This window comes from Fusibacter sp. JL298sf-3 (assembly GCF_053842995.1).
Genome location: NZ_CM132608.1, coordinates 2,880,385 through 2,905,568, shown reverse-complemented (window position 1 = coordinate 2,905,568; position 25,184 = coordinate 2,880,385). Strand labels below are relative to the sequence as shown.

The 25,184-nt window shown below is 46.7% G+C and carries 21 protein-coding genes; 11 read left to right on the top strand and 10 right to left on the bottom strand.

Annotated elements, in window-relative coordinates:
* The first annotated feature begins 49 nt into the window (after positions 1-49).
* The gene (locus ACR6HW_RS13680) at positions 50-712 is read left to right on the top strand and encodes a CDGSH iron-sulfur domain-containing protein (RefSeq protein ID WP_455728284.1); all 663 of its coding nucleotides are present in this window, start codon (positions 50-52) and stop codon (positions 710-712) included.
* Here the strand turns inward: ACR6HW_RS13680 and ACR6HW_RS13675 are convergent.
* Positions 669-1,172, bottom strand: coding sequence for a VanZ family protein (locus ACR6HW_RS13675; protein WP_455728283.1), 504 nt, complete (start codon positions 1,170-1,172; stop codon positions 669-671). The two genes, ACR6HW_RS13680 and ACR6HW_RS13675, sit on opposite strands and share 44 nt — an antisense overlap.
* Positions 1,173-1,320: 148 nt before the next feature.
* A complete protein-coding gene (locus ACR6HW_RS13670) occupies positions 1,321-1,494 on the bottom strand; it encodes a hypothetical protein (protein WP_455728282.1) in 174 nt (57 codons plus the stop codon).
* 55 nt (positions 1,495-1,549) lie between these two features.
* Here ACR6HW_RS13670 and ACR6HW_RS13665 point away from each other — a divergent pair, with 55 nt between their 5' ends.
* The gene (locus tag ACR6HW_RS13665; RefSeq protein ID WP_455728281.1) at positions 1,550-2,488 is read left to right on the top strand and encodes a helix-turn-helix domain-containing protein; all 939 of its coding nucleotides are present in this window, start codon (positions 1,550-1,552) and stop codon (positions 2,486-2,488) included.
* Between the two features lie 200 nt (positions 2,489-2,688).
* On the opposite strand, the gene ACR6HW_RS13660 is transcribed toward ACR6HW_RS13665, so the two are convergent.
* From ACR6HW_RS13660 to ACR6HW_RS13650, 3 genes are all read right to left on the bottom strand, one after another.
* The gene (locus ACR6HW_RS13660) at positions 2,689-4,212 is read right to left on the bottom strand and encodes a S8 family peptidase (protein ID WP_455728280.1); all 1,524 of its coding nucleotides are present in this window, start codon (positions 4,210-4,212) and stop codon (positions 2,689-2,691) included.
* Between the two features lie 651 nt (positions 4,213-4,863).
* Positions 4,864-6,135, bottom strand: coding sequence for a S8 family peptidase (locus tag ACR6HW_RS13655; protein WP_455728279.1), 1,272 nt, complete (start codon positions 6,133-6,135; stop codon positions 4,864-4,866).
* A 545-nt stretch (positions 6,136-6,680) separates the two neighbouring features.
* Positions 6,681-8,768, bottom strand: a complete 2,088-nt coding sequence (locus ACR6HW_RS13650) for a methyl-accepting chemotaxis protein (protein WP_455728278.1) — start codon at positions 8,766-8,768, stop codon at positions 6,681-6,683.
* Positions 8,769-9,304: 536 nt separating this feature from the next.
* Here ACR6HW_RS13650 and ACR6HW_RS13645 point away from each other — a divergent pair.
* From ACR6HW_RS13645 to ACR6HW_RS13625, 5 genes are all read left to right on the top strand, one after another.
* A complete protein-coding gene (locus ACR6HW_RS13645) occupies positions 9,305-10,771 on the top strand; it encodes a 4-hydroxyphenylacetate 3-hydroxylase family protein (protein ID WP_455728277.1) in 1,467 nt (488 codons plus the stop codon).
* Between the two features lie 151 nt (positions 10,772-10,922).
* Complete coding sequence (locus ACR6HW_RS13640) at positions 10,923-11,225, top strand: NifU family protein (RefSeq protein WP_455728276.1); 303 nt, start codon at positions 10,923-10,925, stop codon at positions 11,223-11,225.
* Positions 11,207-12,481: an acetyl-CoA hydrolase/transferase family protein gene (locus tag ACR6HW_RS13635; protein ID WP_455728275.1), complete on the top strand. Its 1,275-nt coding sequence runs from the start codon at positions 11,207-11,209 to the stop codon at positions 12,479-12,481. The genes ACR6HW_RS13640 and ACR6HW_RS13635 overlap by 19 nt, the downstream gene beginning before the upstream one ends.
* Before the next feature lie 9 nt (positions 12,482-12,490).
* On the top strand, positions 12,491-13,606 hold the full coding sequence (locus ACR6HW_RS13630) for a 4-hydroxybutyrate dehydrogenase (protein WP_455728274.1): 1,116 nt from the start codon (positions 12,491-12,493) through the stop codon (positions 13,604-13,606).
* Positions 13,607-13,623: 17 nt separating this feature from the next.
* Complete coding sequence (locus ACR6HW_RS13625; RefSeq protein WP_455728273.1) at positions 13,624-14,976, top strand: aldehyde dehydrogenase family protein; 1,353 nt, start codon at positions 13,624-13,626, stop codon at positions 14,974-14,976.
* 387 nt (positions 14,977-15,363) lie between these two features.
* Here the strand turns inward: ACR6HW_RS13625 and ACR6HW_RS13620 are convergent, their stop codons facing one another.
* Genes ACR6HW_RS13620 through ACR6HW_RS13605 form a run of 4 tightly spaced genes read right to left on the bottom strand, consistent with a single transcriptional unit; the run spans position 15,364 to position 19,214 of the window.
* Positions 15,364-16,611, bottom strand: a complete 1,248-nt coding sequence (locus ACR6HW_RS13620) for a diguanylate cyclase (RefSeq protein WP_455728272.1) — start codon at positions 16,609-16,611, stop codon at positions 15,364-15,366.
* 16 nt (positions 16,612-16,627) lie between these two features.
* A complete protein-coding gene (locus ACR6HW_RS13615; protein ID WP_455728271.1) occupies positions 16,628-17,707 on the bottom strand; it encodes an Ldh family oxidoreductase in 1,080 nt (359 codons plus the stop codon).
* A gap of 12 nt (positions 17,708-17,719) precedes the next feature.
* Positions 17,720-18,361, bottom strand: a complete 642-nt coding sequence (gene pcp / locus ACR6HW_RS13610) for a pyroglutamyl-peptidase I (RefSeq protein ID WP_455728270.1) — start codon at positions 18,359-18,361, stop codon at positions 17,720-17,722.
* The gene (locus ACR6HW_RS13605) at positions 18,336-19,214 is read right to left on the bottom strand and encodes a sensor domain-containing diguanylate cyclase (RefSeq protein WP_455728269.1); all 879 of its coding nucleotides are present in this window, start codon (positions 19,212-19,214) and stop codon (positions 18,336-18,338) included. The genes pcp and ACR6HW_RS13605 overlap by 26 nt, the downstream gene beginning before the upstream one ends.
* 140 nt (positions 19,215-19,354) lie before the next feature.
* Here ACR6HW_RS13605 and ACR6HW_RS13600 point away from each other — a divergent pair, with 140 nt between their 5' ends.
* The 3 genes from ACR6HW_RS13600 to ACR6HW_RS13590 all read left to right on the top strand — a co-directional run bounded on the left by ACR6HW_RS13600 (position 19,355) and on the right by ACR6HW_RS13590 (position 22,924).
* Positions 19,355-21,115, top strand: coding sequence for an LTA synthase family protein (locus ACR6HW_RS13600; protein WP_455728268.1), 1,761 nt, complete (start codon positions 19,355-19,357; stop codon positions 21,113-21,115).
* A 126-nt stretch (positions 21,116-21,241) separates the two neighbouring features.
* On the top strand, positions 21,242-21,769 hold the full coding sequence (locus ACR6HW_RS13595) for an ECF transporter S component (RefSeq protein WP_455728267.1): 528 nt from the start codon (positions 21,242-21,244) through the stop codon (positions 21,767-21,769).
* A gap of 6 nt (positions 21,770-21,775) precedes the next feature.
* The gene (locus tag ACR6HW_RS13590) at positions 21,776-22,924 is read left to right on the top strand and encodes a pyridoxal-phosphate-dependent aminotransferase family protein (protein ID WP_455728266.1); all 1,149 of its coding nucleotides are present in this window, start codon (positions 21,776-21,778) and stop codon (positions 22,922-22,924) included.
* 78 nt (positions 22,925-23,002) lie between these two features.
* Here the strand turns inward: ACR6HW_RS13590 and ACR6HW_RS13585 are convergent, their stop codons facing one another.
* Positions 23,003-24,022 carry a DUF7309 domain-containing protein gene (locus tag ACR6HW_RS13585; RefSeq protein WP_455728265.1) on the bottom strand — a complete coding sequence of 340 codons (1,020 nt, stop codon included), beginning with the start codon at positions 24,020-24,022 and terminating at the stop codon, positions 23,003-23,005.
* Between the two features lie 151 nt (positions 24,023-24,173).
* Here ACR6HW_RS13585 and ACR6HW_RS13580 point away from each other — a divergent pair, with 151 nt between their 5' ends.
* Entirely contained in the window at positions 24,174-25,139 is a 966-nt protein-coding gene (locus ACR6HW_RS13580) for a DUF4097 family beta strand repeat-containing protein (RefSeq protein ID WP_455728264.1), read from the top strand.
* The last annotated feature ends 45 nt before the right edge of the window (positions 25,140-25,184 follow it).

Here is a 25,184-nt window from a genome sequence, read left to right as displayed (position 1 = left end):
GCAGATTCACACCGTTAAAACAGGGTATCTACTTAAAAAGGAGGTCTTTATGTCCAAAAAAATAAAAGCCGTAAAAAACGGCCCTCTCGTGCTTACCGGCATCTCCAAAATCCAGACTCAAGGCGGCCAAACACTTGAAATCGATCCTGAACACACTGAAATTTGTCGATGTGGCAACAGTTTTGATTTACCTTTTTGTGACGGCAACCACATCATTTTTGAGTTTGACGACAGCAAGGACCCCTTTCGGGTTCAAGCCCCTGTACGTATTTTTAAGGGGCAACACATCACCCTCTATTTTAACAAAGAAATCTGTAGCCACAAAGGTACCTGTTACGAGACACTACCCAAAGTCTTTCAAATGAACACAGAGACTTTTATAGATCCCGACGCAGGCGCCGTCGACGCTATTATCGATATTTGTAGACGCTGCCCTTCAGGCGCTTTAAGTTACGCACTACCGGGCGGAGAGCAAACCCACGAAGCAACAGATGCCGACTGGGAAGTACGCTTCGCCAAAAGGCGCTATGGTTACGATGGCCCACTTGAAGTCAAGGGGCATATCCCCTTTGAAGACGAAGACGGCAACGTACCATACACCGATGCCCATTATGCGCTGTGCCGTTGCGGGCATTCAAAAAACATGCCGTTTTGCACCGGTGATCACTTTAGAGTGAAGTTTCTCGACGAGCGCAACGACGAATCGCTCTAAAGGTGCGCTTCGACGCCCTTAATATCAGTACATATATGACGATTCCCGTAAAAGCCCCCGCCGTATCGATAAAGACATCGCGCACCTGTGCGCCTCTTCCGGGGACAAAAAGCTGGTGTGTTTCATCGAGTATCGCATAACCGACACAGAGGGCAAAAACGACAAAAAGACGCTTGTAATGTAGGTGCTTACTCCGAATCAAAGCGGCCGATAGGGCGATTCCCAAACACATAAAAATTAAAAAGTGAGCGTACTTACGAAGTTTTATATTGACAGCTTGTACCGCATTGGCATCCATTCCAAGGGCGCCCTCAGTCCAGCTCAGAACTTTTTTGGCAGCATCTCTGCTAAGATGATCCGACAGCTGCCCCGGCTGGCTCGAAAAATAAAAAATTGCAGCCATACAGAGGCCGACGAGAAGCCAAGGCATCCATTTATAATAAGATTTGTGTGTGCGCATATTATTTTCCCATTCCCTTTTAATAAACAACGCACTCATTTTACAACGATTTGCATGATTATTCAAGAGGGGGGATGTAAACGTTTTAAAAACAAATCCGAAGCTACAGCGCATTTTCATGCGCTTTTACTTCGGATTTTAGTCAGTTTTAGAAGACTCTCGGCACATCCTCTTCGCCTGCGCTTATCACGCTCTGTTCACTGCCAAAAACACGCGGTACATCTTCTTCTCCTTGAGTTGAAACCGCCACTACCGAAAAACAACTGGCAACGAGAACGAGTCCTGCCACAAACAGGTAACCTTTTTTTAACATATTTGTCATTGTAATGACCTCCTTTTTATTGTATAATTGTATTTATTTACAAAGGGGTGACGCTATGTTCAGTACTTACAATTTAAACACTTTTGGTAAAGCCGTACGCAAGATAAGAAAACAGCTCTTTTTGACACAAGAAGAAGTCGCCGAAAAGACACAAATTTCACGTGATACACTTAGGCGTATTGAAAACGGTACCGTCGTACCAAGATTTGAAACACTCGAGCGTCTCTCAATTTTGTACAAGAGAGATTTGCTCGAGGTTCTGCGCACGCATCGCTCAAACGACGCGCTCACCTATTTTTACGACCACGTGGACAGCTTAATTGCCTTTTATGAAAAAGAGAAATTGCAATCGATAAGCAAATCACTTAACGCCTATGTCGACCAACAGCACGACGCTTTGATTTCACGCGAGGAGCTGGAACAATACAAACTCTTCTTAAAAGCAATCGACTATTACTACTCGCCGTTTCAAAACGACATCATTGCTGTAGAGCCGCTGCTCATTCGAAGCATAAAAACCACTATTCCCGATTTTTCAGTCAAGCGCTTCGAAACATTTAAGTATAACTACATGGAAATCCGAATTCTCTTACTCCTAAGCCTAACTTATGCCAAATTGGGGCAGTACACACTGAGCAACACGTTGCTGACTTTTCTCGAATACCGGCATAGCAGAGACAATATCCTCAACCACAAACTCGCGATTACCCTCTATGCCAATATCGCCTATAACTACCACCTGACCGATCAACACGAAAAGGTTATACTCTATGCCGACAAAGGTATTGCGTTGGCACGTACACACAACACATTTACGTCGCTTTACCTGCTCTTTTTCAGAAAAGGTATCGCCGAGCACGCATTGGGCACTCCCAATTACATAAACTCACTAAAGTGTTCTCTTGCCATACTGGCTATTCTCGACCAAGGTAATTTATACGATGTCTACCAGTCCGTTCTAAAAAATAAATACCATTTGGATATCCATCTGTAACCGCCACCTCTACAGCTTTAGTATAGAGGAAAGTCTCTAGAGGTGGTGCAGAAGGTTTTCTGCTTTTATCCATTTTATAGAAATTAATATAGAATTTCACTAAAAGTACATAACACACCCACTTGAAAAGTAGCCTGTCGACAAATGCCGACAGGCCATTTTAATTCATAAGCTTTGTGCCGCTTGTAGCGGTTTTTTGTTTATTGTGTAACGTTGATTGTCACTTGGTAAGGTACGCTTTCTCCAGTTGAATTTGCAGTGGCTGTACCTGAAACCGTTTTATTAATCGATGGATTCGGATTGTAGCTGGACGCACTTTCAGTACCGTGGAAATAAGTGGTGCCATCGCTCAAAACGATGTAGATATCTGCTGAGATATTGTAAGTTGTCCACCACCAGTAGCTGCCTTCCCAAGTCTGAACATTGCGCGCTTCATAACCTGTAACAGTTACCGGATCTGTCGGTGTACCGCCACCACCGGTTGCCGCTTGAACAGCTGCAGCTGCATCTACGATGCCATAACCGTATTGATTAGAGGCGCCTGCAGGTTGTGCGGTACTTCTTAAAATTTGGCGCGCTTCCGCAACTGTTAAATTCGGATTGGCTGCACGCATTAAGCCCGCTACACCGGCAACATGAGGTGTCGCCATTGATGTTCCTGAATAACTCGCAAATTGATTGTTTGGCGTCGTGCTGTAAATGTTAGAGCCCGGTGCCATAATTTCTAAACCTTGACCGTAATTTGAGAACCAAGACTTGCTTCTGTTGGCATCTACCGAACCCACAGCAATAACTGAAGGGTATGCCGCCGGATAAGACACTGTACCCACACCGTCATTTCCCGTTGCCGCTACAACAATTGTGCCTTTTCCAACTGCGTACTCACAAGCATCGTTCATCCCTTGTGAGAAACCGCCGCCACCTAGGGACATGTTGATAACGTCTGCACCTTGATCAGCTGCAAAAATAATACCTTGTTGGATACCATAGGTCGAACCCGTTCCGTCGTCACCGAGGACTTTTACCGGAATGATTGTCGCCGTTTGCATAACGCCTGTTACGCTACCGTAAGCTGCAATAGTCCCTGCAACGTGGGTACCGTGGCTTTGTCTGTCCATTGTGTCAGTTGCGCTACCGCTTGTAAAGTTTTTACCCAATGCTGTATTAACATTGTTTCTCAAGTTAGCGTGGTTGTGATCGACGCCGGTGTCTAGAACAGCGACTTTAACACTGCTTGAACCCGTTGTCACTTGCCAAGCTTGTGGTACTTTAATCATTTCATAATGCCATTGTTGTTCTTGAGGAATTGTGGCGAATGCTTTCACTTCATAGTTCGGTTCTATGTACTTAACCGTATAGCCCATGTTGGTTACTTTGTTTTCCAAAGCTTTTTTTGCCGCTTCAAAGTTTTTATACGTGCCGTTTGAGTAGGTCATCAAGTAGACGTCGCCAACTCTTTGATTGGTGGTACGCATTGTACTGTAAGTATCTCCACCTTGTGAAACACTTTCCCAGAGTGCATCCTTCACTGTAAAGCCTTCAATAGACTTTATAGACTGAGCAGAAGTTGAAAATGTTGAAAAGTCGCGAGACGGCTCCACCGCTACGACGATTTCGCCACTGATCATAGCTGTGTCGTCACTTGGACGGTACCCCACTGCACCAAAAGATGCCGTCGATAAAACCAGACACAAAATCAGTCCAAATACCCATAGTTTTTTCATGTGTTCCTCCCTTTCTCATACAAAGGAAATCCCCTTTCCCTTTGTTCATTGCCAAGCGTTCACAATAGGACGCTTTAGCAGTATTATACATGAATATTCCTTAACAAAAATGCAGAACACATTCTGCATTTCTGAATTCACAGAAGATTCGTGAAAACTCACCAAACACAGCTTTCAAATGTTAAGTTTATCCATTTTATAAGTTTTTGTCGTTCCTGTTGACCTTTTGCAATTTGCTTTAATCCCCTTATGGAGGCACGAAATTTATATGAAATTCTTATCTTATAGAAAAGCTACATGCCTTTAAATCTATAGTTTTCAATACGTCACTTACAACGTAACTTCTTTTCCTTTTTTTATCACCAATCAGTCCCCTTATCAACCTTCTATTGTTTATTTCAAAAAATATTTTATAACATAATACAATATGATGTTCTCTTGATAGCTTTTACAAATTGAGCTCGAAAACTGAATCTACCTGCTCTTTAAAACAGCAACTCATACACAACAGCGTGAGTAACCACTAGCCATTTTCGCTGACGCCTTTCGGCTCAAGTCTTGTTGTTAAATAAAACACCCCCAAACTCGAGGATGGAAGCCTCGCTTTTGGAGGTGCGTATCACAAAAGGTACTGTAACTTATTAACTAAACTTACTTCAAAGCTTCTCTAACAGCTGCTTCTGCATCGACAAGACCGTAGCCGTATTCCCATGCAGGTCCTACATTTTCAGCTGTGTTTCTCAAAATTTGTCGCACTTCATTTGGCGTGATGTTTGGGTTTGCCGCAACCATAAGTCCTACGATGCCAGCCACATGCGGTGTCGCCATAGAGGTGCCGGTATAGCGCGCGTATTTGTTGTTCGGCGTCGTGCTCAAAACGTTGCGACCCGGTGCCATAATTTCTAAACCGTCGCCATAGTTGCTGGTTCCCCATCTTTGTTTGTTGACATCAATGTTGCCCACAGCAATAGTGCTCGCGTACTTTGCAGGATAAGAGATGCTGTTTCTTGAATCGTTACCCGTTGCCGCTACAACTACCACGCCTTGTTGTACCGCATAGTCACAAGCATCGCTGTATGCTTGAACGTATCTGCCGCCACCAAGTGACATATTGATGACATCTGCACCCTGAGCCACCGCATGGTAAATGCCTTTAATACCCCAAAAAGAATCACCAGTGCCGCCATCACCTAGTACTTTTACAGGAATGAGTGTCACTTGTTGCATCACACCTGAGAGGCCACCATATGCACCAATCGTTCCTGCAACATGCGTCCCATGTCCTCGTCTATCCATTGTATCGGCTGGATTACTCGTCGTAAAATTCTTGCCGAGTGAGGTGTCCACATGATTTTTAAGTGAGACGTGATTGTGATCAATCCCCGTATCCAGTACAGCCACTTTAACATCGTATGAGCCTGTGCTCATGGCCCAAGCTTGTGTCAGATTAATTAGGTCATAATGCGGCTTTTGTAAATTGTGGATAGAAGCCGCTGTCCGAAAATCATACGCAGGGTAGCCGATAGCGCGCATCTCATCGTTACGATCTACTGATTTTACGCGGTAACCCTGATTTTCAAAATATGCTGTTACGCCAGCTTTTGCCGATTCAAAATCTCTGTATTCGTTCTTTGAATAGCTGACGAGATAGATGTTGCCCTCTGGTTTGCTTTTAAGTGCCACGGCGTCATCAAAGAGACCGCGTGTCGAAACCTCTTCAAATACAGCGTCTTTAATAACAAAACTGCCGGCGGCACTTTCGGCCATCGAGCTGCGTAACGAAAGACCGTTTGCGGGTTCGACAGATACAATCAGTTCTGTTTTGGAATTGTTTTCCTGTGGAAACACAATTGGGCCTGATGCAAAAGACATTGAAGACAGTACCAAGCAAAGAATTAAACTTAACAAACCTATTTTTCTCATATTTTCTCCCTTCTAAATCCGACTGTGACTGTTAAAAATCAATTCTCGTGTGGAACCACACCGTATGGATGTCCATTTGTATATATGCCTACAAGTGTGCCCACACGCTCTTTTCACCTCGCGATAGTCACCTGTAAAGCCCTGTCCTGCAAGCAATTTCTAAGTAAAATCAACGTGTTATTTTGTTTCGCGATTCTTGCTTCAATTAGTGCATTTCTCTGTTCGTTCAACTGCTCCGTCGACAGACAGCCCCTTGGCGAGAGCTTTTCCACCCCCTTTTTTCAACTTCTATCCCTTTTATATACATCTGAACATCTTATTTGTATTATACCTGTGAATTGTCAAACAAAGTGCAGAAGGGTTTCTGCTTTTATCCAATTAATTCCTCTTTGAGGAATATGTGTGACACGCATTAGGACTTAATTTCAAAACCACATTTATGGTAAATATTAGTGTTTTCTGGCACAAAAGAACCGTCCCCAAAAGTCAAAAAACAGGAGGCATCCTCAGATACCTCCTGTTTTTATAAAAAACTTAACTAACTATTAAACTTTAAACGCGTTGACATATTGCTTGAGCTCATGTGTTAAATTGTTCAGCGTTTCGCTGTAGTCACTCAGCTCTTCAATCGCTTGTTTTTGTTCGTTCATCATAGACGTCGTCTCCTCAGTGCTCGCCGTCGTCTCCTCAGACACCGCAGAAATATTCGTCACCGCATCGAGAATCTCCTCTTTGCTGCGCTCGATTACCGTCGACTTCTCGTCAACGGCGATAATCTTCTCTTTCAACGACATAAACGATTCGTTAATCGCCCGGAAGATTTCAGACGATTTTTCAATACTTGAGAACTGCGCCTGTTGGGAAGTGCTCACCTCAGTTACACGCGTAACTGCCTGTGTGGACTTGGTCATAACCGTTTCTATAACCTTGCTGATCTCAGCCGTAGCCGCACTCGTTTGCTCTGCCAGTTTCCGTATTTCCTCTGCCACAACGGCAAAGCCTCGTCCCGCTTCCCCTGCGCGTGCCGCTTCAATAGAGGCGTTGAGTGCCAAGAGATTCGTCTGACCCGCAATGTCGTCGATTATCGTCGTAATCCCACTGATGCTTTCAACAGAAGCATTGACTTCGTCCACAGCTTTTGAGATGTCGTCGGATCGATCCATCGTAATCTGCGTCTTCTCGTTGAGGTCGTTGAGGATGACAAGGCCTTCATTCGAAACTTTTTGCGTGTTTTCTGAAATCCCCGCCACCTGTTCAATCAAGGCCGTCGTGTCGTTGATGAGCTCGCTGAGCAACGCTGTCTTCTGGACGATCTCCTCAATGTCCTCAGATTGTTTGCTGTGTGCATCTGCAATCTGGCTGACGACGCTGTTGACATTTGAAATCGAAACAACGCTCTGATGCGTAACCGCAGCCATTTTCTCTGCACTTTCGCCGACAATGGTCGACGAATTCTGTACATTGTAAATCAGTTGCTTCATCTTGTCGATCATGTGGTCGAAGTTCTCGGACAAAATGCCCATCTCATCTTTAGTTCCCAGCTCACAAGACTGCGTCAAATCCCCGTTTTCCACGGTGCTGATAACCGTCAACAGCTTATTGATCGGCGTTTTAATGCTACGCTGTATAAAATAGATGAGAACGATGATAAACACCAAGGCCACCGCAATGATGCCCAAATTGAAGTAAAGATTCTGTCGGTAATCCTTTAAAATTTGTCTTTCCGGCACGAGGTTCATCATAAACCACCGATTGGTATCGCTTAAGAATTCAATAGGCACATAAGCGACCAACTGTTTGCCGTCGGTCCAAGACGTTTCGTCAAAATACACCCCTTCTTCCGTATCTTGCGTCATCGTTTGAACCACCGGATTTTCCGCGACAGTGCCGTCGTTTTTAATAGCGTCCATCGTCGATCCAATAACGCTTCCGGACTCTGTAAGCATGGTGCTCTGTAAATCGTAGTGGCTCTCTTCAGAATCTCTGAGCAAGAAGCCGTCGATTTGACTCAGTGCAATATCCGCTGTAACGACGCCAATAAATCGATTGTTGTTGAGAACCGGATAGGAAATCGTAAACATCAACACGTCTTCGCCGTTTACAGGATAGACATATGGGTCGGTTACAACCGACTGTAATGTATTCTTGGGGATAAGGTACCAGTCGCCATCGCCTTCGACGTCATACCCTGTAAGCGGTTCCACCGCTCTCTTGCCGTCGTCGAGCGAAATATAAGGCAAAAATCGCCCTCTGCTGTCTGCTCCCAAATTGGAAGCACCGCTATGTGCGGCATCTTGTCCGTCAAATGCATTGGCTTCAAACCCCAAGCCGTGTCCGACGATACTTTCATTGGCCTCTAAACTTCTCCCTAAAAGTTCAATGGCCGCCTCTCGAGTCAGTTCACCCCGTTCTATCAACTGACCGAAATCATCTGCATACCCTTTTACGAGCCTTTCAATGCGCTGAAACTCGTTTTCATAACGTCCGGCTTGAAGCACCGCTTCAGATAAACTACCGAACTTTGCTGTTTCGATATCCGTCTCACGCATTTTTAGGATAAAATTTGTTTGCAAAACAAGGTTGATGCCGATAATGATTACCGCCAATAAAACGACCTTGTGTATTAGCTTCATGTTTTTAAACAAATGAAACCCCTCCTTTTTGTAAAATCAATACCACAGTTACTTACCATTATAGCATTTATCGACTCGTTTACAGTAAATGTTTTATAGTCCCAAAGTCCTTTTTATTCATCTGAATTTTTTAAGAATTGTACTTGCATCTCTAAAAACTCTGTATTTCCAATAATTTCAGCAATTCACCCAGCACTACCCGCCCTGTAAAGGCGACCATCAATCGCCAATCTTATATTGACAAAAAAATCACATAACCATTGGAAACACTTTGTGTTCGTTAATAATATAACGCCATATACTGCCAGATTCCCCTCGTCATTTGTGTCTTTTTATTAACATTTAAGCGTTGAAAAGACCTTTGGATACAAGGTTATTGAATCCCTCAGTCTCTGTTACGTCATTTTAACATCTCTTTTTAATTGATACAATTTTATCTTATTTTATCCCCATTACATCCGTTGTAAGGCCTTATACTTTGTGATATTATTAACACGCAGGCAGGGATACAACGCGATAGTATAGGAGAGATGAATATGGCACTTATGACTAAGGAACAGTATATTGAGAGTTTGAGAAAACTCAATCTTAAAGTCTACCTTATGGGCGAACTCGTAGAGAACCCGGTGGACCATCCCATGATTAGACCGTCACTAAACTCCGTTGCGATGACGTATGAACTCGCGCAACAAGAAGCGTACAAAGAATTGATGACGGCGACTTCACAAATCACTGGCGAAGTGGTTAACCGCTTCTGTCACATTCACACCAGCACTGAAGATCTCAAGAACAAAGTCAAAATGCAAAGACTTCTGGGACAAAAGACAGCTTCTTGTTTCCAGCGTTGCGTCGGTATGGATGCGTTTAACGCCGTGTACAGCACAACTTTTGAAGTCGACAAAGCCCATGGGACCAACTACCATGAAAACTTCCTCAAGTACATGAGATTCGTCCAAGAAAACGACCTCGTCGTAGACGGTGCAATGACCGACCCTAAAGGCGATCGCGCATTGTCTCCTTCACAGCAAGAAGATCCGGACATGTTCCTGAGAATTGTAAGACGCACAGAGGACGGCATTGTCGTCAGAGGGGCAAAAGCCCATCAGACAGGTGCGGTGAACTCTCACGAACATTTAATTATGCCAACCATCGCTATGAAAGAAGCTGACAAAGATTACGCAGTTTCATTTGCCATCCCAAGTGATGCAGAGGGCGTTATTATGATTTACGGCAGACAATCTTGCGACGCTAGAAAGTTAGAAGAAGGCGCTGACATCGACCTCGGCAACAGCGAGTTCGGTGGACACGAAGTCCTCGTCGTCTTCGATGACGTCTTCGTTCCGAACGACAGAATCTTCTTATGCGGCGAACACGAATTTGCCGGAATGCTCGTCGAGCGTTTTGCAGGTTATCATAGACAATCGTACGGCGGTTGTAAAGTCGGCGTAGGCGATGTGCTCATCGGCGCGGCTGCCACTGCCGCTGAATACAACGGCGTCCAAAAAGCGTCTCACATCAAAGACAAGCTGATTGAAATGACGCACCTCAATGAAACCCTTTACTGCTGTGGCATCGCATGCTCTTCTGAGGGTAAAGCGACGCTAGCGGGCAACTACCAAATCGACATGTTGCTCGCCAACATCTGTAAGCAAAACGTTACGAGAATGCCTTATGAAATCGCAAGACTCGCCGAAGATATCGCCGGTGGTCTAATGGTTACCATGCCAAGTGAGCGCGATCTCAAGCATCCTGAAATCGGCCCTCTCGTTAAAAAGTACTTCAAAGGACAAAACAATGTGGCAACTGAAAACAGAATGCGCATTTTAAGATTGATAGAAAACTTGACGCTGGGCACTGCCGCTGTAGGTTACAGAACAGAGTCCATGCACGGTGCGGGATCGCCACAGGCGCAAAGAATTATGATTGCGCGACAAGGCAACCTCGCTGCTAAAAAAGAAATGGCTAAAAAAATCGCAAAAGTCGACGAGACACTCAACGGCTAATGCATCAAACGGTTCGCAGCTGGTGGGGCTTTAAGTGCCACTCACTGCGAACCCCATTACTCGTGGCGCCACATGGCCCACCCCAACCGTTCACTACATTATTTAGGCGACACATCTCTGCCTTAAGCCTTTTATCAAAGGAGCTTAGCTTATGACCACACTCGAAAAAGTTCACGCTGTCATCGACCGCGATGTCAGACCGCTTTTACGAGACCACGGCGGTGACCTTCGCGTCATCGGTATTGAAGGCGACTGTCTACAGGTAGCCTTTCTCGGTGCCTGTAGAGGCTGCCCCGGGGCTCAAATGACGATGCAAGACCTCGTCAGCTTAAAAGTAACGGAAAGCGTTCCCGAGATTAAAAAAGTTGTTTTAAAAAGTGACGTATCGGAAGATATGATCCACTTTGCAAAAAAGATATTAAATGGTGGTGCGACATGTACAAACACAAAATAGTAACCGCAGCTGAAGCTGCACTTAAGATTCCATCCAACTCTCGTGTCGTTTTAGGACATGCTGCTGCAACACCCACACAAGTCATCAAAGCGATGACCCTTGAAAAAGAAAACTTTGAAAATGTAGAAATTGTACACATGCTCTCTCTCGGCGGCGCTGAGTATACCCGAGAAGATATGGCGGGACACTTTAAACACAACGCCCTCTTCGTCGGTGGCAACACGCGTAAGGCCCTTGAAAGGCATCAAGGCGACTACACCCCTTCGTTTTTCTACGAAGTGCCGTCACTCTTTAATGAAAATCGGCTACCGGTAGACGTCGCTCTGATTCAAGTCTCTGAACCCGATGAAAGAGGCCTGTGCAGTTTCGGACTCTCTTGCGACTACACCAGCACAGCGGCAAAATGCGCCAAAGTGGTCATTGCTGAAATGAACCCCAACATGCCGCGCGTTCACGGAGACAACTTTATCCACGTCAGCGACATCGACTACATCGTGCCGTGCGACTACGAGCTCCCTGAAATCGCGCCGCCGAAAATCGGCGATGTTGAAAAAGCCATCGGCGAAAACTGCGCCAAGCTCATTAAAGATGGCGATACGTTACAACTGGGCATCGGCGCCATACCAGACGCCGTTCTGCTGTTCTTAAAAGATAAAAAAGACCTGGGGATTCACACGGAGATGTTCTCAGACGGCGTCTTAGAACTCATTGAAGCCGGCGTCGTCAACAACTCGAAAAAGTCCCTTTACCCCGGCAAAATGATTGCCACATTCTTAATGGGCACGAAAAAACTTTACGATTTTGTCGACAACAACCCGACAGTTGCCCTACACCCTGTCGACTACGTCAACCACCCCGCTATTATTATGCGCAACGACAACCTCGTCTCCATCAACTCCTGCCTACAGGTAGACTTTATGGGACAGGTATCCTCTGAAAGTATCGGTCTCAGACAGTTCAGCGGCGTCGGCGGTCAAGTGGACTACGTCAGAGGTGCCAGCATGTCATTGGGTGGCCGCTCTATTATCGCCATGCCGTCGACGGCTTCAAAAGGCAAACTGTCGAGAATCGTTCCTATGTTAGACGAGGGTAGCGCCGTCACCACCTCGAGAAACGATGTGCATTATGTCGTGACGGAATACGGCATCGCAGACTTAAAAGGCAAAACGCTTCGAGAGCGTGCTAAGGCGCTGATTGATATCGCGCATCCAGATTTTAGACCCTCTCTTCTCGAAGCTTATAATAAGAGATTTTAGGAGGCAGTCATGGAACTTTTAAAAGTCAGCACACAGCTCCATCAGTTTGATCAATTTGCAGAGTTTGCTAAAGCATTCGAAATCGGAAAAGGGGATCTCGTCCTCACACACGAATTCCTTTACGAACCGTTTATGAAGGCTCTTGGACTCGATGCACATTTTATGATGCAAGAAAAGTACGGCGGCGGCGAACCTTCAGATGAAATGATGAACGCTATTTTAAAAGATATGAGCGCACACGATGTCAAGCGCATTTTCGCCATCGGCGGTGGAACAGTCCTCGATATCGCAAAAATTCTCGTTCTCGGCAATATCGACAACGTCGTCGATGCTTTCGAGAAAAAAGTGCCTTTTATTAAAGAAAAAACGTTAATCGCCGTACCGACCACTTGTGGTACCGGTAGCGAAGTGACCAATATCACCATCGCTGAAATCAAGAGCAAAGGCACCAAAATGGGGCTTGCAACACCGGAGCTCATCCCGGATCATGCCGTACTCATTCCCGAACTGTTAAAGGGCTTACCTTATAAATTCTATATTTACAGCTCTATCGACGCCCTTATCCACGCAACAGAAAGCTATGTCTCTCCGAAAGCCAATCCGTACACGCGTCTGTTCAGTGAACGCGCCATTGAAATTATTATGGACATCTACATGAACATTATTGAAAAAGGGGAAGCTTATCGATTTGAACGCCTTGACGATATGCTGATGGCGAGCAACTACGCCGGCATCGCTTTTGGAAACGCAGGCGTCGGCGCTGTCCACGCACTCTCTTATCCACTGGGCGGCACTTACCACGTCCCTCACGGTGAAGCCAATTATCAGTTCTTCACTGAGGTGTTCAAAGTTTACGAGTCCAAAGCGCCAAATGGCAGAATTCAAGAGGTCAATGCACTCTATGCACGGCTCTTAAATACCGATGTTGAAAACATCTACGACAAGCTGGAAACTGTACTCGGTAAGCTGATTCAAAAGAACCCACTTAAAACATATGGTATGAAGCCAGAAGAAGTCAACGGGTTTGCAAGCGGCGTTATGGTTACTCAACAGCGTCTGCTCGCCAACAATTACGCGCCGCTTACTGAAGCGGATATAGAAGGTATTTACTCACGTCTTTATTAATCTATGAGGAGGCCACTATGGTTGCTACGTTAATTGAAAGAGCACGTATTGCTCAAAAAGCACTCGAAGGGTACACGCAAGAACAAATCGATAGGCTCGTTAGAGAGATCGGGAAAACGGTTTATGACAACGCGGACATGCTCGCTAAAATGGCGGTTGAAGAAACGGGTATGGGCGTTTACGAGCACAAGGTTGCTAAGAATAAAGGCAAGTCCAAAACCATTTGGAACGACCTCAAAGACAAAAAGTCTGTGGGCGAGATTTCAAGAGATCCTGTTACCAACATCGTTGAAATTGCCAAGCCAATTGGCGTCGTCGGTGCTGTAACGCCTACGACGAACCCAATTGTAACCCCAATGTGCAATGCGATGTTCGCGATTAAAGGCAAGAACGCTATCGTCGTCGCACCGCATCCACGTTCTAAAAAGTGCAGTGCCAAGACGGTGGAACTTATTAACGAAAGATTGGCTGAGCTCGGCGCGCCGAAACACCTCATTCAAGTCATTGACGAACCTTCTATTGAAAAGACCAATGCGTTGATGCAACAGGCAGATGTGGTTGTTGCAACAGGCGGTATGGCTATGGTTAAAGCGGCTTATTCAAGCGGTAAACCAGCTTACGGCGTCGGAGCCGGAAATGTTCAGGTTATTGTGGACAGAGATGTGGACTTCGGCGATGCGGCTAAAAAGATTGTCGACGGCCGTACGTTTGACAACGGCATCATCTGCTCTGGTGAGCAAACGGTCATTGCACACAAGGAAGACTACGCTCAAGTAGTTAAAGCTTTTGAAGCCAATGGCGCGTTCTATGTAAAAGACGCCGACACGATTAAGAAGTTTAAAAACACGATTTTCCACCAAGGTCATATGAACAAAGACGTGGTGGGACAATCGCCTCAAAAGATTGCTGAAATGGCTGGTGTGGCTATTCCTGAAGGCACTCGTGTCATCTTGTTGCCAGCGGACACTTACGGTGCACACGAGTTGCTTTGCAAGGAAAAAATGTGCCCGGTGCTCACAATGCTCACTTATTCAGACATCGACGAAGCGGTTCACATCGCTAAGACAAACTTAGAAGTAGAAGGCAATGGCCATACGGCGGCAATTCACTCGAACACGCTTGAAAACATCAAGAAAGCCGGCGAGCGCTTATCGATTTCGCGTCTCGTGGTCAACGCACCATCGTCTACAACTGCCGGCGGCAGCTTCTTCAACGGCTTCTCGCCGACGACGACGCTCGGTTGCGGCAGCTGGGGCAACAACTCTATTTCTGAAAACTTCACTTACAAGCATTTAATCAACATCTCCAGAATCGGTTTGTTGCGAGAAGATGTTAAAGTTCTCGACGACGAACAAATCTGGGCTGTGTAACACTTTATTTTAAACGTTATCCTCTATTAAAAAACGACTCCGGGTGGCTGGGGTCGTTTTATTTTTGTTTTTTTGTTTTTGGGGGGACGGTTCTTTTGTGCCGGAATCCACTATTTTTTTACAATTCTCAGGCGGCGCCAATCCCCTTCTCCCCCCTGTAAACACTGTATTGGCCTCTGCATATCAACTGGGTAAATACCACAGGTGCTGCTTCCATGCGACAGACCCGCTCGCAGTTTCTCCACCGGTTCAGCTCACGACCCTATGGCTTCAAAAGCGCCGCCATCAATAGCTAGCGGCCTCTCTCATATCGCAAGACGACACAAAAGAACCGTCCCCCCGGGCACAGCAAAAAAACCGACGTACGTCGGTTTTCACTTTCTTACTCTAGTGGAGCGCTTTCATCTTGTACTGATTGCGCCCGGCTTGTTTCACTTCGTACAATACCGCATCGGCAATATCAAATGCCTCTTCCGGCGTCGCATGTAGACGCGGCACAGTTACAACCCCGCCGATACTCACACTCACGCAATCGGAAACCGACGAGTTGAGATGCGGAATCTTCAAGGCCTTAATCTCTCGGAAAAGTTTCTTGAGCGACGCCTCACAGTCGTCCGGCAATAACTCCGGCAAGAGAAAAATAAACTCGTCACCGCCGTAGCGTCCGACGCAACCGCCATGCGTTTCGGCAAATCGCCTGAAAACAAGTGCCAACTTTTTGAGCACTTCGTCTCCTGCAATGTGCCCATAGTAATCGTTGTATTCCTTAAAATAGTCAATGTCTAAAATCAACACCGCCAGTGGCGATTGCCCTTGTTTGGCCACATACCACTTCTCTATCAAAAGTTCCCATATACGGCCTCGGTTGTATACCCGCGTCAACGTGTCCACACTGGAGATCGCCACGTGGCGATCGACCTTAAAAACAAGGTATAGAACCCAAATGAGCATCAACAGATTGGTGGTTACAAAAATCCCGATAAAAATTAAGTATTTGGTCAGTTGACGCTGGTAAACAGCAAAATCTAAGTCGACGCCGAGCATGCCGACGTAGTTGCCCGCAGTGTCGTAAAAGGGCGCATAGCCGCTGATATATTTCCCCCACTTGTCCTCGGCGACATAGTAACTACTCACCCTAACGCCATGGAGTCTTTGTCCGGCAGTACTCAAAACCGAATAGCGGCTCTTGTCTGCAAAAGGCCGCGTGCCTTCATCCAAAAATCGATCGACTTCATTGGGAACTGCGTCTAAGAGGTACATAACATCAAGTGGTGTGCCCTCACGGGCCTCATAGATAGAAGTCTCTCCCTCTAACACCGCATAAGGTGTCTCCGATGCGAGTACCTCCACATAGATGTACTGGATTTCCGAACGCGCCATTAAAACGCGTGCCTTCTCCTCAAACGCTCTGTTTGTAGGATCATCCACCAAATCATCGTATTCAATTGACTTTAACGTCGCTACTTTAGCCGGTGTCACCTTGGTGTTCTGAGCGATGTTCAAGGCGAGTAACTCGACGCCGCTGCCCAGCTTTTCTTTTACACCTTCTTGAGCACTGACAAATGCCACGACGGTTACCGCTAAAATGGTCAGTATCCAACCCCCGACGAGCCACTTGATTTTTTTTGATCTCACAGTTGCCTCCTCGCCCCTACACCTCTACACCGTAAAGTGTTTTTAACGCACGAATGTCCTTTTCAAGTGCCTCTGTTATGGGAACACCTTTCTCTTTGCGATCGAGATAGGCGCAGTATTCTTTTTCTCCGGCTGTGTAGATGCGGTCGTGTCCCGGTGCTCTCTTAGACGCCCTAAGTGCACGTAAAATATCGCCTGTCGTCTTTTGAAAGGTCTCCAGTTCTGTAAAGGCGCGAACATCTATAGCCATAAAGAAATGTCCCAGCGCATACGGCACTTTTTCACCATTTCTCACACCTGAGAGCGCTTTTAAAAAGGCGCCGCCTTGAAGCGCAGCCGATAGAATTTCAACCACTGTCGCGTAGCCATACCCTTTGTAACCGCCCAGTTCTTCACCAATACCACCAAGTGGTGCCAAAGCGGCGCCACCTGTGACGAGATCCGCTAAAATTTGTTCTGTATCCATTCGGGCAGAGCCATCGGCACCGATGACCCAACCCTCGGGAAGCGCCTTTCCTTCGCGCTGATACACTTCGATTTTACCCCGCTGAGAAATACTCGTCGCACAGTCGAGGACAAAAGGAAAAGCTTCATCAGTGGGGATGCCAATCGTCAACGGGTTGGTTCCCAGCATGTTCTCGACGCCGAAAGTCGGTGCAATTGACGGTCGCGCATTGGTCCCTGTGATACCGATAAGCCCTTCTTGCGTCGCCATTGTCGCGTAATACCCGGCAATGCCGTAGTGATTAGAATTGCGAACAGCCACCATGCCCATACCATACTGCTTGGCCTTGTCTATGGCCATTTCCATAGCCTTTTGAGACACCACCTGCCCCATGCCGTTGTTGCCGTCTAAAACCGCTGTAGTCGGCCCCTCTCTGACGACGTCTATACGCGTTACGGGATCGATAATCCCCCCGTTGATTCTATCGATATAAATCGGTTTAAGGCGCCCGATGCCATGTGAATCAATCCCGCGTTTGTCGGATTCTATCAACACCTTTGCACAGAGTTTTGCATCGTTCTCTGGAACGCCTGCATTGATGAAAACCTCTGTCATAAACTGTTCCATTTCATCAAATGGTACCCATCTCATCGGCAACCTCCTTTAACAAATAGTGCCTCCAGTTGTTTTAATGTCTTCTTTTATTTGAACTGCTGCTTCGACAGCATGTGTCAAGCCTTTTACAATTGTTTCAAGCGGCATCGACGCCACTCCGGCTCTTTCAAGCACTTGATCCGGCAAAAACGGAATGTGAATAAAACCGGCTTTAAATGGCTTTTCAGCTAATTGCGCCTCGTGAAGCGCCACGTACATAATGTGATTGCACACGAAAGTGCCTGCTGAATTAGACACACTCGCCGGCACCCCTTGGTCTTTCATATGTGCCACCATCGCTTTTAGCGGCAACGTCGTCATATAAGCGGCTGGGCCTTCAGCTACAATCGCTTCGTCAATAGGCGCTTCCCCGCTGTTGTCTGCAATGCGCGCGTCGTCGACATTAATGGCCACGCGCTCCACGGTGATGTGTGAGCGGCCTCCCGCCTGACCCACGCAGATGACCACATCCGGTGCATGCTGCTCAATCAGCCCGCGCAAAACCTCGCCACTTGTTTTAAAGACAGTCGGTAGCATTTCTTTAATTACGGTGGCACCTGCCACGGTGTCCGGCAAGCGTTTAACGGCCTCAATCGCCGGGTTGATGGATTCTCCGCCAAAGGGGTCAAACCCCGTTACGAGTATTGTCATGATGATCTCCTTTTTTTATACTGGATTTTTTATTCATTACTGCGATTTCAGTGCATTGAACGAAGTCAAGCAATGAGTCCTGCGCATCTGACATGACATTGTAGGCCCAGATGACGTCCACGTGAATGCCGCGAACAACCAGGTCTTCAAAACAGAGTTCAAGTCGGTGGACGAGGGCTTTCACTTCTTCTTCTGTGGTACTGGCGAGCAAAACGGCAAAAGCGTCTTCCCCTACTCTGGCAACAATGTCGTCGCCGCGCACTTTTTCCTTTAAGAGCACGCCGATGGCATACAGCACTTGATTGCCCGTGTCAAACCCGTGGTTGCCGTTGATTTTTTTTAAGGCCAGCACATCGCCCATAATCATAGCAATGGGCAGGGTGCGATTGCGTTTAAGTAAACTCAGCTTTTCTTCAAAGTACTGTCGATTGTAAAGACCCGTCAACTGATCGTGGACACTTAAAAAATCCACTGTTTGAATGGCACTGAGTTCATTGGTCACATCGATTAAAGCACAATAATACGTCATTTCCTCTCGATCCAGCACCGGCCTACAGATAATTTTAATATCGTAAGCGTGCATGCCGTCGGTCATTTTCACCAAAATCTCTTGCGGTCTCATTTGCGCTTGAACCTCTTCAAAAAACTGGCGGATGTTGCTTTGGTCGTCGAACTCCACAAAATTCGTAAAAATGTGCTCACAGTTGCGTTCTACGCCAAAAGTGGCTTCAAAAGCTATATTAAAATCTACAATGCGGTATTCTGAGTTCAATACCGCATAATTGATAGGCGACTTCATAAAAAATATATCATAGCTCTGTTTCAACCGTTGCAGTTCCTCTTCTCTTTGCATGTGCCCCTCCAATTGCCATATTATAAAGTTTCTTTTACCCAATTTTTACATCATTATGTCAAAATGCTTACAAACTTTACAGGACTCTCAAAGAAGATTATAATTATAATGAATGCATATTTGCGAAAGAGGTGACCATCATGCAATCTAAATGGAAACAATGTCTGAGCATACTGACACTACTCGTCGTACTCATTTTCGTCAACGAATTCATGTTCCGCCTCAGTCCCAGCGCAATTTTCAGTTGGTTGTGGCACAATCCGTTGCCGGCACTTATGAACCTCGCGTTTTTAATCGCCGCCACAGCGCTGTTGACTTATTTAACGAAAAGACCCTATCTGGCCATATGGCTCGTCACTATTACCAGTTTATCACTTGGCATAGCAAATGCCAATAAGTTTAGCCTTAGGAGCACCCCTCTGGTCTTTGAAGACATTTTTCTTTTAAAGGAAGTCTGGGTGCTTCTGCCGAAGCTCATCAACACCAAGACGCTGGTCCTTATCGTCTTGGCCGTACCATTGGTTTACGGCTCGTTGAAACTCTTTAAAAAGCTCTTTGGGATTGTCAAGTTTGAAGACTATAAAAAGCCGATACACATCGCCTGTCTTTTAAGCGTCGTCATTCTCACCTTTGGCCAACTCGCCTATACAAACGATATGGATGCGTGGGACGCCGGGTTTATTTACTCGCTGTCAAACAGCACGCGACCGACGCCGAAAATCGATGACGCCATCGTCGAGAAAGCCCATGAGAAAATTGCGCCGATCCTAGACCAAGACCGCTGGCAGAAAGTGGCGCCGAAAGTGAAACCCAATGTCCTCGTGATTATGAGCGAATCCTTTTGGGATGTGCGAAAACTCGGCGTCGAGTTCGAATACGACCCGCTGCACTACTTCGACCAGTTAAAGACCGAGAGTCAATACGGCGAACTCTATGTTCCGGTATTCGGCGGTGGCACTGCCAATACGGAGTACGAGGTTCTCACGGGAATGAGCATCAAAAATTTCCCTTACGATTGGCATATGGTGTATCGGGAAGAAATCTTCGAACCGCACCCGTCGCTGGCCACAGCCTTTAAGACGTACGGCTATAAAACAGTTGCCTTACATCCTTATTACCCATGGTACTACCGTCGTAACGAAGTTTATCCACTTTTGGGCTTCGACGCCTTTATTTCCATAGAGGAGTTGGCACCGACGCTGGACGAAAGCGATTACCAGCCTTTTATATCCGACGCCGTCGTGACAAACGAACTTCTAAAACTCATTGAACAAGAGGAAAAGCCCGTGTTTAACTATACAGTGACCATGCAAAACCACGGTCCTTACGACGACAACCGTTACGAAGACCCCATCGCAGTGCGCACACCGCTTACTGAGGCTTCCGAAACGCTCTTGTCCACTTACACACAGGGCATTTCCCATTCGGAAACGGCACTTAGGCATCTGGTTGAATCGCTCAGAAAAATGGATGAGCCGACACTGGTGCTGTTCTTTGGCGACCATTTGCCGATGCTCGGAGACGACTACGCCGTTTACCGCGAGACGGGCTACATCGACGACGAATCGTCTGAAGCCTTAAAAGACGACTTGCGCATGACGACGGTGCCGTATGTGCTTTGGGCCAACTACCCGATTGAAACCGGTGAACAACCGCTTAAAAACGCATCGTTTATGAGCCCGGTGCTTCTGGAACAGGCGGGACTTAACAAACCGCCAATTTACGAGGCCATCGACCGCCTTGCCAGCCGCGCCCCCCTTTTTCTAAGAGATTACTTTATGACGCCTCAAGGAGAAGCTTACGCGAGTACCACAGAAGCTTACAAGGAAATCCAAGCCATATACGCGCAGCTACAAGAGCGCGCACTGTATCACGGTACAGACACACCCCCTGACAACTGATGTCGGGGGTTTTTACATAAAAGGGCCTTCCAAGTGACCCGATTGAAAAACGGACAATTAACCATTTGGCCAATGACAAATTCCTTATATAATAGAAGTAAGAAAAATGTAAAGTGAGGGATTGCTATGGTTAAATCATCGAAACACACGCAGATTGCTGTAAAAGACATCGTGCTCACCGGTTTGCTCATTGCGCTGGTTTTTGTCTCGACATTGTTTATCAATATTCAGCTGCCGGTTTCACTTAAAGGTGGGTTGATTCACATGGGTAACGTCGCGCTGTTTTTGTCTGCAATTTTATTTGGTAAAAACAAGGGGGCACTTGCCGGCGCTTTTGGTATGGGCCTTTTTGACATCGTCGGCGGCTGGTATCTTTGGGCACCGTTCACCTTTGTCATTAGAGGGGTTATGGGCTACATCGTCGGTGCTATCGCCTATTCCGGTGGCGCTGAAGGTAAGAGCTTCTTTAGAAACGCATTGGGCATCCTGCTCGCAAGCCTCTGGATGATTCCGGGCTACTACATCACAGAAGTTATTTTATACCATAACTGGATTACACCGCTGACTTCGATTCCCGGCGATGTTATCCAGCTGGTGTTCGGTACACTTGCACTCTTTGTCGCACCAATGATTATGAAAGCCATGGGGAGGTAGACGATTATGACTTTTAAGACGCCTATGCTGATGACCCCCGGTCCCACAGCAATAAACGAACGCGTGCGCCATGCGGCTGCGCGCCCTATTACCAATCCGGATTTAGACGCGCGCTATTTTCAGTACCACGGTGTCGTCTTAGACCGGCTTAAAACGCTCTTTAAAACGCAAAACGACGTAGTGGTACTCTCCGGAGAGGCCATTTTAGGACTTGAAGCCGCTTGTGCATCGCTAATTGAGCCTGGAGACCGCGTCCTCTGTATAGACAACGGCGTGTTCGGAAAAGGCTTTGGCGATTTTGCGAAGATGTATGGCGCTGAAGTCGTCACCCTCAAGGCGGATTATCGAAAAGCCGTCACTGAAGAGGTTCTCGAGAGCTTCTTAGAAGCCGACCACCACTTTAAGCTGGCCACGCTGGTACACTGTGAAACCCCGTCGGGAATTACCAACCCCGTCGACAAACTCTGCCCGTTGCTCAGTCGCTACGGTATCTTATCCGTAGTAGACGCCGTCTCAGCACTGGGAGGGGAAGAACTGGAAACCGATGCGTGGGAAATGGACGTCGTCATCGCCGGTACGCAAAAATGTCTTTCGGCAGCGCCTGGATTGACGCTGATGAGTATCGGTGAAAAAGCATGGCACCACATGGAAAACAGGCAGACACCATTTCCGGGCTTCTACACCAATTTGACGCTGTTCAAAAACTGCGTGGCAGATCAGTGGTTCCCCTATACACAGCCGATTAGCGCCATCTACCAACTCGATGAAGCCGTACAGGTGCTTTTAGAAGATGGTCGATTCGTCGCACGTCACAGAGAAATGGCCGAGGCTGTACGCGGTGCATTTGAAAAAGCCGGTTTGGAGCTCTATGCTCAAGAGGGCCATGCCAACACAGTGACAACCGTTATGGTCCCTTCTGAAATCGCCTTTGAAACGCTGTTCAACACCCTCGTGAACGACTACGGAATTATGATTGGCGGCGGTATCGACTATTTAAAAGGGCATGTGTTTAGAATGGGTCATATGGGTGAGGGCTGTTCTGAAGAGAACCTTTATAAGACGCTTAAAGCTCTGAATACGGTCTTTACTAAGGCAGGCGTCCCACTTGAAGTACCACTTCATACGACATTTGAAACCTTGATTCAACAAGAGTAGATTTCCCCCTCAACAGGGCACAAAAAAGTCACCTTCCGACAAACATCGGTGGTGACTTTTTGAGTTTTAACCAACAGCCTAAGCATTTTCATCTTCAATAGAGCGGTAAAACGCCTCTAAAAAAGAGTTGATTTGCGGCAAGTTGGGAACGAATCCAAGCTGTATGCCCGTCTTGTCGCAGAGGTCGCCGATCATGCCCTCTACAATGGCATTTTGCACATAGACCGCTTCCATCTTCCCCTGTGCCATAATTACTTCAGAAAGTTTTTTTAAAACAATGGCGATTTCGTCCATGTCTGGACCGATGCTTTCGTGTCCGAGCACATCGCCGCTTTCGCTGTCACAGATGACGAGCATTTTAGGCTGTATCCGTCGATTGCCGTCAACCCCCTCTACGCTCAGTGGGGCGTAATCGATGTCGACTTCAACGGAATAAGCGCTCTCCGGCTGTTTTTCCACCCGTTTGACAAGCAGTTGATCCGTTACTTCAATTTCCTCGACGAGGTTTAAGTCCAGCGGTAGGGCATCTATGGCGTGTACATAAGTCCCCAGCGGCATCTCATAGCGTCTGTGAACATATTCGCCAGAGCCGTAACGGCACTGGGATTTTATTTCTGTATCTTCAAGCACTTTTTTCAGTTCGTGCAACAGATGCGTCATTAAGAGCACTGCGAGTTCATCCAGTTCAGAGGGCTCGTACCCTTTTTTAAACGATTCGAAGACGGGGACGCTGCCATACACCGCTTCTCCAAGGAGCATCTGAGCGGCCTCGGCCTGTTCCGAGGTCAAACGCTCTACAGGTTCGTACTGACAGCTGAGATACGTTTGTTCGTAAAAGGCGTATCGCGGCGGGATGCCCAGCTGTTCCGAGGCAATGAGCCTGTAAAAGTCTCTAAACCCTTCGATGCCCATGTAGACGACAACCTCTTTAAACTCGCCTTCCATGCCCATAACGCTGATGTAGAACGAATCGCTAAACCCTCGCGGCGTCAAACCGATGAGTTCAATATCGCCGTAGACTTCCCACGGCTTGAGTTTTTGTATATCGTAGGCAATGTCATAAAGTGCTTGCCACTGCGCTTTTGTCGCTTGTTTCACTCGGCTGCCTCCTTCAATTGTATTTTAATTCTGACATTATTATAACAGCTTCGTTTCAAAAAACAAAATTTAAGTTATTTTTAATCTCACTCTAACCCTTTTGAAGCGCTCAAACGGTATAATGAACTTAATTAAAAAGGAGGCATTCATAATGAAATGGATTAAATACTTACTTACACTTTCAATGGTTCTCATCCTATTTGCCGGCTGCCAGCTGGAAAAGGCTGCAGAAAACACGCTTGATAAAATAGCGGACGCCACGTCTCAAGAACTCGACCAAGAGCAGTCTTATGAGCAATCCACTGAAGGATTTAAAACGCTGAAAATCGAAGTGGAAATGACGGTCACCGATTTGACGGTTCTCGAAAGCGATGACGATACGGTGTATTTCGACCAAAAAGCCAACAAAGAAGAACTTCTCGCCGATATGGACACCAAAGAAGACGGCGATACCCTTACCATCCGCTTTAAAAACGCGCCGAAGTTTAAACTGAACAACGCCGTCCAAAACAGCAAGGTAACCCTCCGCCTGCCAAAAGAACTGGCGACAGAGTTTTACACGACTATTGATGTGGGCGACCAAAGTCTTACAGGCGATGCCCTGACTTTCACACGTATTGAACTCCACTCCAATGTCGGCGACACCCAAGTAATCTTGGATCAATCCGAAGCGTTGGAACTGGTTAAGACAACTGGTGATGTGGGCGACGTCAAAGTCGTTCTCAAAGGCGATTACAAAGCGCTTACTCAAATTGACAACGACACCAATGTCGGCGATATCACCGTGGAACTGGCAGGCACTTTCGACGAAAAACTTTCTGTGAGAGAAGTTTCCAACGTGGGCGACATCAAGACGATACTCTCCGGCGACTTCTCTAAGGGACTCGACGCCAATATGGACACTGACACCGGCGATATTAAAGTCACAGCGCCTACAACACTCGTCGCAGCTGTTGAAACCGATTTGAACAAGTACACATCGGAGATTCACCTCAAAGGCTTCTCTTACCTAGTGGATAATGACAACACCTACTTCCTCAACGGCGCTAAAGAAGACGCCGACTATCAACTCGACCTCGATGTCAATGTCGGTGAAATTTACTTTGAAGCGCTCTAAACACCCATTTTAAAACAGCCCCTTTCTGCGGAAAGGGGCTGTTTT